Origin of the sequence: Collinsella intestinalis, from assembly GCF_902364775.2 — a bacterium.
GTDB lineage: Bacteria > Actinomycetota > Coriobacteriia > Coriobacteriales > Coriobacteriaceae > Collinsella.
In genome coordinates this window covers 368,845-382,034 of sequence record NZ_CABJEU020000001.1, presented here as the reverse complement: position 1 = coordinate 382,034, position 13,190 = coordinate 368,845, and the positions used below count along the sequence as shown (strand labels likewise).

Here is a 13,190-nt window from a genome sequence, read left to right as displayed (position 1 = left end):
CCAATGGCAACGATGCAGCTTCCCGATTCGTTCCTGTGGGGCGGTGCCACCTCCGACTTCCAGTGCGAGGGTGGCTTCGGCGAGGGCGGGCGCGGCCTGCTCACCCGCGACTTCGAGACCGACGGCAGCGTTGACACCCCGCGGCAGCTCACCCTCAAGATGGCCGATGGCAGCCGCGGTTCGGTGAACTCCAGCTTCTTCCTCTGCCAGCCCATCCCCGAGGGCGCCGAACCCTGCATCTACGATGACCAGTACTATCCGAGCCACCAGGGTGTCGACTTCTACCACCACTGGAAAGAAGACATCGCCCTCATGGCAGAGATGGGCTTTGGCGTGTACCGCTTCTCCATCACCTGGAGCCGCATCTTCCCTACCGGTGATGAGGAGACCCCAAACGAGGAAGGCGTCCAGTTCTACGTCGACGTCGTGGACGAACTGCTCGCTCACGGCATCCAACCGCTCATCACCATCTGCCACGACGAGCTGCCCGCACACCTTGCCAAGACCTACGGCGGCTGGGAGAGCCGCCATGTGATCGACTGCTACCTCAAGCTCTGCCGCGTGCTGTTCGAACGCATCGGCACCAAGTGCAAGTACTGGCTCACCTTCAACGAGATCAACGCCATCGCCGGCTACATTGCCACCGGTTCCCGCAAGACCGACGAGCAGACCCATTACCAGTGCATCCACCACATGTTCGTGGCAAGCGCCCTGGCCGTGAAGATGGGCCACGAGATGATGCCCGGCTCCATGTTCGGCACCATGTACGCCAGCTCCGAGATCTACCCCGCCACGTGCAAACCCGAAGACCAGCTTCGCCGCATGCAGTGCCGCCACGAGACCCAACTGTTCTCCGACGTCATGGCAATGGGCTACTACCCCTACTATGCGCAGGACATCTTCCGCCGCAAGGGCGTCAAGCTCGTCATGGAGCCCGACGATGAGGAGATCCTCATGGAGGGCCAGCTCGACTACGTGACGTTCAGCTACTACCGCTCCGCCGTGGTCGATGCCGAAAGTCCGCTTCTGCGCATGGGTGGCAAACCCGAGAACCCCTACCTCAAAATCACCCCGTGGGGTTGGCAGATCGATCCCATCGGTTTGCGCTACGTCATGAATGAGATCTACGACCGCTACCGCAAGCCGATCTTCATCGTGGAAAACGGCCTGGGCGCCATCGACGAGATGCTGCCGGGCGGCACCGTGGACGACACCTATCGCATCGAGTACCTCACCGAGCACCTGCGCGAGATGGCTAAGGCCATCTGTATCGACGGCGTCGAGTGCCTCGGCTACACCATGTGGGGATGCTTCGACCTCGTGAGCCTGTCCACCGGCGAGATGAAGAAGCGCTACGGCTTTGTCTACGTCGATATGGACGACAAGGGCAACGGCACACTCAAGCGCTCCAAGAAGAAATCCTTCGACTGGTTCAAGCGGGTCTGCGAGACCAACGGCACCAACCTGTGGGACGGCGTCGACATCGACGAAGTCATCGCCGGCGCGTAGGCGCGGCGCGACCGCCTCTGATGCATAAGGGCCCCAAGACTTCCTTCGGCCACGTCGGATTTACGCGTGGCCGAAGGATGTCCCGGGGCCCATCTTTTCTCTGCCTCGAATCGTGCGCTATCGGCTCAGTCTACGCCCGTGCGCGCCGCTTCTCTCGCAGCCATTCGGTAAATTGCTCGACATGATCCCACGAGGCGTCCTTCACCACATCGATCACCGCGGAGGAGATCGTCACCGTGATGAGCGAAAAGGCGATCTTCACCACCGGAATATAGGTGAGCGAGAGGGCGAGCACCGAGAGGTCGGTGAACAGGTAGCAGCGGCCCACGCGCCAACCGGTGATTTTGGAGATCGAGAGCGCCAGGGCGTCGTCACCGCCGGCCGAGGCGCCCTGGCGAATCACCAGGCCCACGCCCACGCCCACGAACAACGCGCCAAGCACGGCGGCGAGCAGCGGATTGTCGGTAAGGTTGGGCAGCATGTGCGGCATGGACTCCCAAAGGCGGTAAAAGCCCGCGACCGCGACGGTCGCCACAGCGGACCAGCCCAAAAAGCCACCGCCCAGGACCTTGAGCGCCACCGCATACGACAGGCAGTCGAGCACCGGCGACACGATCGACGGCGGAATGCCGAACCAATGGTTGCCGAACAGCACGAGGCCGATGATCCCGCCCTCGGTGATGCCCGTGACGTTATGGATGTTGTGGACTCCGAACGTGAAGATGGCCGAACCAATGAGGATGATGGCTATGCGCTTAACGAAGTCGAGGGGCCGCAGGCCCGCGATGAGGAACTTGGCGGGTCCGTCCGAAATCGCCGCTCCATCCGAGGCATCCGGGATGCTCGGCCCACCCGAAGCACCCGTCCCATCCGAGGCGTCCGGCTCGCCCGAGGTCTCACCCGGGTCAGCCGAGCTCATACAGTCGGGCTCACCCGACTCCTCGTCGGCATTCGAGATTTCCAGGTCAGTGTGGTGCTGCGTGTCCTCGCGCGGCATAAATATCACGTCTCCTAAGTGAATAGCGTGTATTACCAGCCTATCCGAGGTCTTTCGACGCGGCAAGACGAGCCCACGACGGCATCAAAGCCATGCACGCCTTCTCCACAAACAGAAACTTTTTAATACCAGTTCCCACACGCCGCATCCGGCCGGTCATCGTGACGCATTTCGGATGCGGTATTCGGAAACACGCTCCATACCTACCAGCGACTCGATCTCCCTGCCCCGCAAAACGAGGATCGCAAGCGGCACCACGGCCACCAGCACCCCGGCGGCAACAAGGGTTCCCTGCACACCCATGACATGAGCGAGAGCGGGTGCGCAGAGCAGCGGGATGGCCCCCGCAAGGTTGTTGCCCGCGCCCATGGCGGCGTTCACGCGCCCGATACGGTCGAGCGGCGTGTGAATCTGGACCAGCGTGTCCTTAATGGGGCCGAACGCCGAAAATGCGACACCGAGGATGAACTGCCCCGCGCACGCCACGAGCACATGCGGGGTTGCGACGTACAGCAGGCTCCCGGCCCCCGTGACGAACAGCACGACGAGCAGGGCACGGACGTTCACGAAACGCGGCGGCAGAACGCCGGCGATCGCCGCGCCCAACAGCCCACCGACTCCCGCGAGGGCGGAAAGCCAGCCCATCCAAGAGGCGCCCACCTTGAGCACATCCCGGTAGAACAGAGATTCGAGGGGGTCGAAAGCGCCGTAACCCATGAACGAGAGCATGGTCGCCCAGAACAGCAGAGTAAGGACCCTGCTGCCGAAAATCGCCGAGAAGCCCGCGGAGACCGAACCGCTCGGGGTGTCGGAGCCCTCCCCCGCACAGCTTGACTCAAGCTCAGGCTCCCGCAAAGCCTCGATGCCCCATCCGGGAATGAGCGAGATGGCGGCGCACGCGACCATGAAGAGGAACACCGCCTGCGTGGGTGCGACGAGCGCGATCGCGCCACCAGCGATAGGACCGATGACGATCGCGAGGTTGCCCGTCAACGTCACGAGCGCGTTGATTCGCTTGAGCTCGTCAAGGTCAGCAGTGAAATACGCCGGGAACGCACGGGGCACCGTGTCGGCGATTCCCCAAGTCATGCCGAAGACCGCCGCGCCGAGAAACACGCCCGCGATGCTCGTCCCCACCACCTGATACAACAGGCCGCTCAAAATCAAGCCGAATGACGCCAATCGGAAGAACACGCGCGGCCCGATCCTATCGAGGAGAGCTCCGCCTCGGATTTGGCCGATCACGATGCACAAATTGAGCAGTCCCACGGCAATGGCGTTATCGCCCACACCTGCGCCCATGGAGAAGGTCAGGGTGCCCATCACCCCGATGAAATAGCTGCACATGGCGCCGAGGTACAGGAAAAAGCGGGCCGCGATGAACCGGCGTATCTGATGCGTCAGCTGCGGTGTGGCGAAAGACAAACCGCGACGCCCCCGTTCGATCGAGCCCTTCTTCATGCTCCCCCTCCTCTTGCACTTTAGTGCACTAGTGTATCAAAGCGATATACCAGGCACATTCGCGACCGCTCAATTGGAAACCGATGCAAACTGCGCAATTTGTACCTGTCCCCAATTGACCAATTGCCCTGTCGAAGCGCGGTTCGGGTACCATAGGTTCATACTTAGGCTGACACCCCATACGATCACCCGAAAGGCGCGCATGGCCCGCGAACTACACGACGGCTTTGGCCGCGGCATCAACTACCTGCGCATCTCCGTGACGGATAAATGCAACTTCCGCTGCGTGTACTGCATGCCCGAGACGGGCGTGCCCGCGCGTGCCCACGGCGAGCTGCTCACCGCCGAGGAGATTGCCCGCTTCGTGCGTATCGTGGCGCAGGAGGGCATCACGCGCGTCCGTCTCACCGGCGGCGAACCGCTCGTCTCCCGTCGCATCGTGCCGCTCATTGAGGAAATCCGCTCGATTTCCGGGATCGAGGACATCTCCCTCACCACCAACGGCGCCCTGCTGCCGCGCATGGCGGCCGACCTGCGCGCAGCAGGCCTGGATCGCGTCAACATCTCGCTCGATACGCTCGACCCCGCACGGTTCTCCCAAATCACGCGTCTCGGCCGCGTCGAGCAGGCGCTCGCCGGCATCGACGCCGCGCTCGAATACGGCTTCACACCGGTCAAGGTGAACACCGTCGTCGTACGTCGTATGGACCAAGACGTACTCGACCTCGCGCGCCTGTCCGTCGACCGTCCGGTCCATGTACGGTTTATCGAGTACATGCCCATCGGCGGTGGTCAGGGCGCATCCGCCAAAGACCCGAACAGCGGCCACGGGCTCGACCCGCACTGCGGAGCCGGAGCGGCTGGAACCGGCGGCGCGCTCAACCCCGACCTGTGGGATGCAAGCGATGTGGTCCCCTCCGCTGAGTTGCGCAAACGTATCTCCTCCGAGGCCGCCGCAGCGGGTCTCGGCGCACTCGAGCCCGTGCGAGATGGCGGGCCGCTCGGCGCCGGCCCCGCGCGCTACTGGGCCTTCCCCAACGCGGCCGGCACCGTCGGGTTCATCTCGGCCATGTCCAACCATTTCTGCGAGTCGTGCAACCGCCTGCGTCTCACCGCCGACGGAACGATTCGCCCCTGCCTGTTCTCCGATGCCGAATATCCCGTACGCGAGGCCCTGCGTTCCGGCGATGAAGACGCGGTCCGCGCCATCTACCGCAATGCCATCGCCCGCAAACCCCGCCAACACGATGACATCGACGGCACCCAGCGATTCATGTCGCAGATTGGAGGGTGATCCCCATGACCACTCACATCCCCGATAAACCCGAGCGCCCGCGCACCCTCGGTCGTACCGTGCACGAGAAGTACCCCGCTGCCGTTGTGGGCGAGGCATCCACGCTCACCCTCGTCGAGGGGGGCGAGCGCGGAGGCGCGCCAGGCCCCACCGAGTCGGAGCACACGACGAACTCCCCCGCCTCCTCCGGCGAGCGCGACGCCTACCGCGACGATCTCACCCATGTCGACGAGCACGGCGACGTGCGCATGGTCGATGTGGGAGACAAGCAGGTCACCAAGCGCATCGCGATTGCCGAGGGCACCATCCTCATGCACCCCGAGACCCAGGCCATGGTGCTCGAGGACCGCGCCAAAAAGGGCGATGTCCTCGCATGCGCACGCGTCGCCGGCATCATGGCGAGCAAGCGCACGAGCGACCTCATCCCCATGTGCCACCCGCTCAACATCACCAAGGCGAAAGTCGAGATCGAGCCCATCTCGTCCTCTGCGGTCGCGGCCCCCGGCTGGGCGCCTGCGCGCGAAGATCATCGCGTAGGCTTCCACGTGCTCGCCACCTGCGGAGTCACGGGCGTCACCGGCATCGAGATGGAGGCGCTCACGGCCGCCTCGACCGCCTGCCTCACCATCTACGACATGTGCAAGGCGGTCGACCGCGGTATGGAGATCGTCGATGTCCGCCTGCTGCGGAAGGAAGGCGGGCGCTCCGGCCTCTGGGAACGAGACGGGGAACACGCCCATACCGGCGAGGTCGATGCCGAGGCAAAGGAAGCCGAGATCATCGCCGCCGAACTCCCCTCCCCGCTTCCCGGCGGGCCGCGCACGGGCACGCCGGCACCCGCCGTCGCCTTTGTGGGATACCAGAACGCCGGCAAGACCACACTGGTGGAGAAGGTCATTTCCCGCCTCGCACAGCGCGGCGTCCGCGTCGGCTCCATCAAGCACCACGGGCACAAGGGCTTCGACATCGATCAGCCCGGCAAGGATTCCTGGCGCCATGCGCAGGCGGGCAGCCGCCATGTGGGCCTGATCTCGCCGGACATGTACGCCGAATACTCCCGCACGACCGAAGAGGTGCCCGTGCTGGACATGCTCACGCGCTACACCGATGTGGATACCGTCATCGTCGAGGGTTACAAGGCCGCTGGCCTGCCGAGCATCGTGGTCGCTCGCTCGGGCATCGACCGCATGCGCGGGCGCGATTCCTTCGAGCTCATCAACGACGACACGATCGCCGTCGCCTGCAACGATGTGGTGGCGCGCGATTTCCGCACCCGAGCGGTCAAGCAGGCCCGCGCTGCCGCAGAGGAAGCCGGGCGCGTCTTCTCCGAGGCAGACGTTCATCTGCCGCCATTCCTCGACATCAACGACTCGGCTGCCATTGCGAGCTTTGTCTACGACTACGTGCAAAAGGCGCGTTAAGCCATATCGCGACGGACGCGTCGCACCGCTTTATGCGCATCGGGGCCCACTCATGCGGGCCCCGATTTTCATCTATTCGATCATCACGCGACCACGCTGGGCCCGAAGCGTCTGCAGGATGTGCTTGGGCACGGCGTGGAACTCGCAGCGGCCAATGACCGCACTCGCCGCCGCCTTGGCCTCGGGGCTACCGTTAGCCGTCGCGTATGAATGGCGGAAGCGACGCAACATGACCAGGTCGTTGCCACCATCGCCGTACACAGCGATCTCATCCTCCTCGATACCGTAGTGTCGGCCGAGCCAAGCGATCGAGGCCCCCTTATTGCAATCCTTGTCCGTGATCTCGAACATCACGGGATCGAACGGCGCATTGACCACCGTGTCGGCATGGTCGGCCAAAAACGCCTTGAGCTCGCGCTCAAGCTCGCCACTCGTCACGCGGCAGTTGATCTTGCACACATCATGGGAGAGGATCGAGCTGATCGATTGGTCGAAGAACTGCTCCTCGTGCGTTCCTCCCCGGGCACGCATACCGCGCATCACGATGCGACGGAACAGGTTGTCCCGACGAAACCCCTCTTGGTGCATCTCAAAGCTGCCGCTCGAGAACATGCCGTCGGGCGTGCAGCAATCGAAGCAGATCTGCGGGAAAGAACGGATCAGTTCCTCCACAAACGCAGGATCGACCGTGAAGGTCTTGAGCAGCTCGCCGTTCCTCCCGCGGATGATCGAGCCGTTCGCGCAGACCGCGTCGACCTTGAGGCCCGTGAACCCATGCTCGCCGGCGGGCAAGAGGGAACGGCCCGTTGCGGGCACCACATGAGCTCCCTGGGCAATGGCCTCCTGTATCGCACCGCGGATTGTGCGGTCCGCCTCATGCAGACCGTTGAGCAGAGTGCCGTCCAAATCGCTCGCAAACAGCTTGATCATGCGCGTCGTCCTCTCGCTGAGTTTGTCCGCGCATCATTCTACCGCTCTGATCTACACCTGTGGCACCTCGCCCGTAGCGAGGATCCGCTCCAAGGCCTCCTCGTCGAGCACGGGAACGCCCAGACTCTCGGCCTTGGTGAGCTTGGAGCCCGCTTTGGGGCCTGCGACCAGGTAGCTCGTCTTTTTAGACACGGATCCCGAGACCTTGGCGCCGAGGAGCTTGAGGGCCGCACCCGCCTCGTCGCGCGTACGGTTGACGAGCGTGCCGGTGAGCACGAAGGTGAGGCCGTCGAGCGGCTGCTCCGCCGCCAGGTCGGCATCGACGCCGGTCTCTTGGGCCGCCTGCGCCACCGCCGCACCCAAGTTCTCCTCGAGCGCGAGGCCCGCCTCGCGCAGGCGCTGCAGGACCTCGAGGTTCTCGGGCACGGAGAGGAACTCGCGCACCGACGCCGCGATCTTGGGCCCGATACCCTCACAGGCAGCGATGTCCTCCTCGGATGCGGCTGCCAGCGCATCGATGGTAAGGAAGCGTTGCGCCAGGACCTCGGCGACGGACTTGCCCACATGACGGATGCCGAGGGCGAACAGCACGCGTGAGAGCGGCTGGGCCTTGGAACGGACGAGCTCGTCCATCACCTTGCCGGCGATGGTGTGACCGACCTTGATGGGGTCACCCGCGGCCACGCCCTTCTTCTTGTCATCCTTAGCGTAGGTGCGGCCCGTGTCGAGCGCGGCGATGGCGTCGGCATCGAGCGTGTAGAAATCGGCGACATCGCACAGCAGGCCTGCCTCGATCATCTTGTCGATGAGCTCGTCTCCCAGGCCGTCCACGTCCATGCAGCCGCGACTCACCCAGTGGATGAGGCGCTCCTTGAGCTGCGCGGGGCAATCAAGGGACACACATCGGTACGCCACCTCGTCACCCTCGTGCACCACGGGGCTGCCGCAGGCGGGGCAAGCCTCGGGCATGTCCCACTCAACCGCGTCGGCGGGGCGCTTGTCCAGCACCGGACCAACGACCTCAGGGATCACGTCGCCGGCCTTGTGGACGATGATGGTATCGCCTACGCGCACATCCTTGCGGCGAATCTCGTCGAGATTGTGCAGAGTTGCGCGGGCGATGGTGGAACCAGCCACCGTGACGGGGTCGAACTCGGCAACCGGGGTGAGCACGCCGGTACGCCCCACCTGGATGCGAATCTCACGCAGAACGGTGGTCTTCTCCTCCGGCGGGAACTTGAAGGCGATCGCCCAGCGCGGTGCGCGGGCGGTGAAGCCGAGGTCGGCCTGCTGGTCGAACCCATCGACCTTCACAACCACACCGTCGATGTCGTAATCCAAGTCTCCGCGGTGCGCGAGTGCATCGGCGCAAAAGGCGTGGACCTCCGCGGGCGAGGTGCAGCGCGCCACGGATGCGTTGACGGAAAAACCCGCCTCGCGCAGCCAGTCCAGGAACGCATGCTGGGAGTCCACATGCAAGGGCGCCGTGTCGGCGATCGAATAGATGAAGCTGGCAAGGCTGCGCGTCGCGGTGACCTTGGGGTCCTTCTGGCGCAGACTGCCCGCGGCGGCGTTGCGGGGGTTGGCGAAGGGCTCGCGACCCTCGGCGTCGGCCTCAGCGTTGAGGCGGGCGAAGCTGCCCTTGGGCATGTAGACCTCGCCGCGGACCTCGATGGGAGTTCCGCGGTCAGCCCCCATGTGGGCCAACGCGGCCTCGGAGAGGTGCATGGGCACGTCTTTGATGGTGCGCACGTTGAGCGAAACGTCCTCGCCCGTCGTGCCGTCGCCGCGTGTGGCGGCGCGCACGAAGGAACCGTTCTGATAGGTGATGGCCACGCCGAGGCCGTCAATCTTGAGCTCACAGGTGTATGCCACGCGCCCCGCACCGAGCGCCTCCTCCGTACGGGCGAGCCACTCGTCGAGCTCCTCGAGATTCATGGCGTCGTCCATGGAATACATGCGCGCCATATGCGTGACAGGCGTGAACTGCTCGGACACATAACCGCCCACACGCTGGGTGTAGGAGTCGGGGGTGACGAGCTCGGGATGGGCCGCCTCGATCTGCTGGAGCTCGACCAGCAGCTTGTCGAAGGCGGCATCCGTGATCTCGGGCGCATCGAGAGCGTAGTAGCGATAGGCGTGGTAATCGAGCAGGTGGCGCAGCTCGGCCGCGCGCGCTGCGGCCTGAGCGCGGACGTCCTGCGGAGACTCGGCAATCGCCGAAGCGCCATCCGTCCGAACGCCGCTATCCGCCGCCATATCGCCAAACAAGCTCTGCTGCTCCGTCACGTGGGCCTCCCCGATAGTCAAATCTCAACCACTACAGAGTACCATCGCGCGCGGATGCTTTCCCTCCTCCGCATACCGATAACGGAATAACGGGTCGCCACCCAGCGGTGAATTCCAGTTCACCCGCTTAAAGCATCGGCATCTGGATACAAACCGTGCAAATGCGTGCGCATTGCCAAATGTACCTGCGCAATCCCGCGCACGCCGGCTTCTGAGGAGAGAGGAACCATCATGAAGCAGCTCAACGAGAAGGTCGCCGTCGTCACCGGTGCCGGCCAGGGCATCGGCAAGGGCATTGCCCTGTGCCTGGCCAAGCGCGGCGTCAAGGTCATCGCCACCGGCCGTCGCCTCGAGCCCATCGAGGCCACCATCGCCGAGATCCGTGAGCTCGGCGGCGAGGGCTTTGCCATGACCTGCGACTCCGCCGACCGCGACCGCGTCTTCGAGGTCGTTGCGAAGGCCGTCGAGACCTACGGCTCCATCGACGTCATCGTCAACAACGGCCAGGCCATCGTCCCCTCCCAGCCCGTCGAGGACACCGAATACGACAACATGCTCAAAGCCTGGGAGTCCGGTGTGATCGGCTCCCTCAACTATATGCAGGCCGCCTTCCCTCACATGAAGGAGCAGCACGAGGGTCGCATCATCAACTTCGCCTCCGCCACCGGTATGTTCGGCATCGCCGGCCAGCTCGCCTACGGCTCCAACAAGGAGGCCCTGCGCGGTCTGACCAAGATCGCCGCCAAGGAGTGGGGCCAGTACGGTATCACCGTCAACGTTGTGCTGCCCGGCGCCGAGTCCCCGGCTGCCAAGGCCTGGGCCGAGAAGTTCCCGGAGGAGTACGCCAAGCAGGTCAATCTCAACCCGATGAAACGCTTCGGCGACCCCGAGATGGACATCGCGCCCGTCATCGCCTTCCTCGCCGGTCCTGACTCCTGCTACTTCTCCGGCCAGAGCGTCATCGTGGACGGCGCCAACAGCATCATGCCGTAAGGGGCAATCCCAACCGCAGTGATCCACATGCCCGCAATGAGCCACCGAGCTCCACACGGGATTCGGGCCATCTTGCATAGGCGCCGTGCGCATTGTCGCGTACGGCGCCTAATTTGTTACGTATGAACCTATACACGGCGCCGCATCACGCCAGCTTCAAAGCGATCAGAAGGACGAAGGTCCACGCAATAGCACCGAACGAAAGCACGGTGGTCACCAATGTCCAATGTGGCAGCAGCCAGCGCCATACGAACGTCTGTGGCAGCGCCGCGCCGGGCTCATACCCCTCCAAAAAGGCCGCGACATCTACGACACTCTCAAGGTTGTGCTCAATCTTGATCCCCTGCATTTTCCACGAGGCAACGATACTCGCAATCCAAATTGTCGTATGTACGATGTTTTCCGCGTCGGAGATCGCATACGCCTGATTGGAGGAAAGGAACTTGTGCGCGATCGATGTGACGACGATGCCCACGAGTATCTCTAACATCCAGAGGAAATCGAGCGCAATTGCGACCGTGATTGTTCTTCGATCGCGCGCGGTTTGGCGCAGGTACTCCTCCGAACGTTCGTCCAAAAGCGCGTCCAACGTGATGCCAAACGCAGCGGAAAGGCGCTTGAGACTCTCGGCGTCCGGTAACGTGCGCCCCTTTTCCCAGTTGATTACCGTCTGACGCGACACGAGCACGAGCTCGGCCAGGCGCGCTTGCGACATGCCCGCACCCTCGCGAAGGCCTCGGATTCGCTTGGCGAGCGGACTAGTAAGCCCGCTAGAATTCACGTCCGGCCCATCGTGCTTAGCGCAATCGATGCCAGGATCTTCCGAACGCGTCTGCTGTGCGACAACGTTTTCCTGCCACATCGCGGCCTCCCCATCATCATGGTTGGGACTCCATGCGCTGAGTGTACACCCGCCTAAACCTCGACCTTGCAATTCACCTCGGAAACCCTTGTCTATTCCCTTTAACACATGCCTTGAGCTGGTATTACCTTAAACCACATCGATCTCTAAGCGTACGCGACGGCAATCAACGCGGCGGCAAGTAGCACGATATAGAACGTATAAAACGCCGGCAGGCTGGTGAGGAGCACTCGATAGAACCATGTGGCCGGCGGTTCCTTCCCTTTCGGATAGCCCTCGACGAACATCATGATGCTGATGGCGTCTCCCAAATCTTGGCCTGAGGCGATGCTGCGAAACCTCTTCGCGATCGGCATGGAGGCAAAACAAAGCACCACCCTCATCCCGCTGAGCACCAAACGGAACTCTCCGCTTCCAGGTGCTCGCAAAAAAGAGGAATACAAGAAAGCGAGCAAGAGCTCAAGTGCAAAAATAGCGCCAAGCGCAGCAAGGCAATGTGTCAACTGACGGCGGGCTTCGGCGGTTTCTTCCAGCATGTCGGGCAACTCATCGCCCAAAAGCCTGTCAACCGTGGTGTTGAGGGCTTTGGCAACGAGCTGCAGACTCTGCACATCGGGCAACGTGTTCCCGCGCTCCCAATTACCCACACTTTGACGCGTGACGTATGCGGTGGTGGCCAGCTCGGACTGCGTCAATCCCGCCGCTTCCCGCAAGATGCGGATGCGCGACCCGACCTTCGATGCGATATTCATCTCTCGCCCCCATTCCACATGGGCCAAACAGGCAAGCAGCTTCTTGACGAACAGCCACGACCCCCCGGGGGAACGCAATGCGACGCCCCCCCTGCTGATGCCGCAATTCTACCCACTGCTACCGACTGGATCGACAATCGCGATGCAAAAGCCTCTTTGCATCCGCGCGCTCTCGCCCTTTCCATGGCGTCGCTGCAGCTTGTGAACGACTAATCGTTCATAAACTGCGGATGAGACAGCGAATCGGCATAAAAATGGAGGATATGAACGATTCAGTCGTTCATATCCTCCAAAAGGTGCCAGTGAGACGCAAACGATGCCGGTAGTGTCAGGACAACGGAAGATGACAGGGCGACAATACCTCAGCGCCTTCTCGGCGGTGAGGACATCACATCCCATCGCGGCCTGTCGTCCACCTCAATTTAGGGACTGTCCCTCAATTGAGGTTCACCAGCCAAGGAATGCCATTCGGCGAGACTACTCTCCGTCAGCAGCGGACTCGGCGGCGGAAACCTCAGCGGCCTCCTCGGCGGCAAGCGCCGCCTTGTACTCACGCCACTCGGTGTACTTCTGCACACCAGCGCAGATGGACAGCACGAGAGCGGCGGGAACGGCGATAAAACCGATCACGACCATGGGCGCCACGGTGTAGAACACAGATTCGAACATGGCTTAAACCCCC

At 63.0% G+C, this 13,190-nt stretch carries 11 protein-coding genes; 4 read left to right on the top strand and 7 right to left on the bottom strand.

Annotated elements, in window-relative coordinates; translation table 11 throughout:
* The first annotated feature begins 3 nt into the window (after positions 1-3).
* On the top strand, positions 4-1,509 hold the full coding sequence (locus FY258_RS01540) for a glycoside hydrolase family 1 protein (protein WP_118102577.1): 1,506 nt from the start codon (positions 4-6) through the stop codon (positions 1,507-1,509).
* Positions 1,510-1,639: 130 nt separating this feature from the next.
* On the opposite strand, the gene FY258_RS01535 is transcribed toward FY258_RS01540, so the two are convergent.
* Together FY258_RS01535 and FY258_RS01530 are read right to left on the bottom strand one after the other, a co-directional pair.
* Positions 1,640-2,506, bottom strand: coding sequence for a YitT family protein (locus tag FY258_RS01535; RefSeq protein ID WP_182279361.1), 867 nt, complete (start codon positions 2,504-2,506; stop codon positions 1,640-1,642).
* A 156-nt stretch (positions 2,507-2,662) separates the two neighbouring features.
* The gene (locus FY258_RS01530) at positions 2,663-3,967 is read right to left on the bottom strand and encodes an MFS transporter (protein WP_118102575.1); all 1,305 of its coding nucleotides are present in this window, start codon (positions 3,965-3,967) and stop codon (positions 2,663-2,665) included.
* A gap of 202 nt (positions 3,968-4,169) precedes the next feature.
* Here FY258_RS01530 and FY258_RS01525 point away from each other — a divergent pair, with 202 nt between their 5' ends.
* Both FY258_RS01525 and moaC read left to right on the top strand, forming a co-directional pair.
* Complete coding sequence (locus FY258_RS01525) at positions 4,170-5,261, top strand: GTP 3',8-cyclase MoaA (RefSeq protein ID WP_118102573.1); 1,092 nt, start codon at positions 4,170-4,172, stop codon at positions 5,259-5,261.
* A gap of 5 nt (positions 5,262-5,266) precedes the next feature.
* Positions 5,267-6,682 (top strand): cyclic pyranopterin monophosphate synthase MoaC, encoded by a 1,416-nt coding sequence (gene moaC / locus FY258_RS01520; protein ID WP_118102571.1) that lies wholly within the window; start codon positions 5,267-5,269, stop codon positions 6,680-6,682.
* Positions 6,683-6,754: 72 nt separating this feature from the next.
* On the opposite strand, the gene FY258_RS01515 is transcribed toward moaC, so the two are convergent.
* Positions 6,755-7,612: an HAD-IIB family hydrolase gene (locus FY258_RS01515; protein ID WP_118102569.1), complete on the bottom strand. Its 858-nt coding sequence runs from the start codon at positions 7,610-7,612 to the stop codon at positions 6,755-6,757.
* Positions 7,613-7,663: 51 nt separating this feature from the next.
* On the bottom strand, positions 7,664-9,871 hold the full coding sequence (gene ligA / locus FY258_RS01510; protein WP_118103950.1) for an NAD-dependent DNA ligase LigA: 2,208 nt from the start codon (positions 9,869-9,871) through the stop codon (positions 7,664-7,666).
* Between the two features lie 261 nt (positions 9,872-10,132).
* On the opposite strand from ligA, the gene FY258_RS01505 reads away from it, so the two are divergent.
* Positions 10,133-10,894: an SDR family NAD(P)-dependent oxidoreductase gene (locus FY258_RS01505; RefSeq protein WP_118102567.1), complete on the top strand. Its 762-nt coding sequence runs from the start codon at positions 10,133-10,135 to the stop codon at positions 10,892-10,894.
* A gap of 145 nt (positions 10,895-11,039) precedes the next feature.
* On the opposite strand, the gene FY258_RS01500 is transcribed toward FY258_RS01505, so the two are convergent.
* The 3 genes from FY258_RS01500 to FY258_RS01490 all read right to left on the bottom strand — a co-directional run bounded on the left by FY258_RS01500 (position 11,040) and on the right by FY258_RS01490 (position 13,177).
* The gene (locus tag FY258_RS01500; protein ID WP_118102566.1) at positions 11,040-11,756 is read right to left on the bottom strand and encodes a helix-turn-helix domain-containing protein; all 717 of its coding nucleotides are present in this window, start codon (positions 11,754-11,756) and stop codon (positions 11,040-11,042) included.
* 146 nt (positions 11,757-11,902) lie between these two features.
* Positions 11,903-12,508 (bottom strand): helix-turn-helix domain-containing protein, encoded by a 606-nt coding sequence (locus FY258_RS01495; RefSeq protein WP_118102564.1) that lies wholly within the window; start codon positions 12,506-12,508, stop codon positions 11,903-11,905.
* A gap of 477 nt (positions 12,509-12,985) precedes the next feature.
* Positions 12,986-13,177, bottom strand: coding sequence for a hypothetical protein (locus FY258_RS01490; RefSeq protein WP_118102562.1), 192 nt, complete (start codon positions 13,175-13,177; stop codon positions 12,986-12,988).
* Positions 13,178-13,190 lie beyond the last annotated feature (13 nt).

Coding starts and splice junctions, on each gene's coding strand:
- FY258_RS01535 (WP_182279361.1), bottom strand. CDS start 2,506: ATGCCGCGCGAGGACACGCAGCACCACACTGACCTGGAAATCTCGAAT.
- ligA (WP_118103950.1), bottom strand. CDS start 9,871: ATGGCGGCGGATAGCGGCGTTCGGACGGATGGCGCTTCGGCGATTGCC.
- FY258_RS01515 (WP_118102569.1), bottom strand. CDS start 7,612: ATGATCAAGCTGTTTGCGAGCGATTTGGACGGCACTCTGCTCAACGGT.
- FY258_RS01500 (WP_118102566.1), bottom strand. CDS start 11,756: ATGTGGCAGGAAAACGTTGTCGCACAGCAGACGCGTTCGGAAGATCCT.
- FY258_RS01525 (WP_118102573.1), top strand. CDS start 4,170: ATGGCCCGCGAACTACACGACGGCTTTGGCCGCGGCATCAACTACCTG.
- FY258_RS01505 (WP_118102567.1), top strand. CDS start 10,133: ATGAAGCAGCTCAACGAGAAGGTCGCCGTCGTCACCGGTGCCGGCCAG.
- FY258_RS01530 (WP_118102575.1), bottom strand. CDS start 3,967: ATGAAGAAGGGCTCGATCGAACGGGGGCGTCGCGGTTTGTCTTTCGCC.
- FY258_RS01540 (WP_118102577.1), top strand. CDS start 4: ATGGCAACGATGCAGCTTCCCGATTCGTTCCTGTGGGGCGGTGCCACC.
- moaC (WP_118102571.1), top strand. CDS start 5,267: ATGACCACTCACATCCCCGATAAACCCGAGCGCCCGCGCACCCTCGGT.
- FY258_RS01490 (WP_118102562.1), bottom strand. CDS start 13,177: ATGTTCGAATCTGTGTTCTACACCGTGGCGCCCATGGTCGTGATCGGT.
- FY258_RS01495 (WP_118102564.1), bottom strand. CDS start 12,508: ATGAATATCGCATCGAAGGTCGGGTCGCGCATCCGCATCTTGCGGGAA.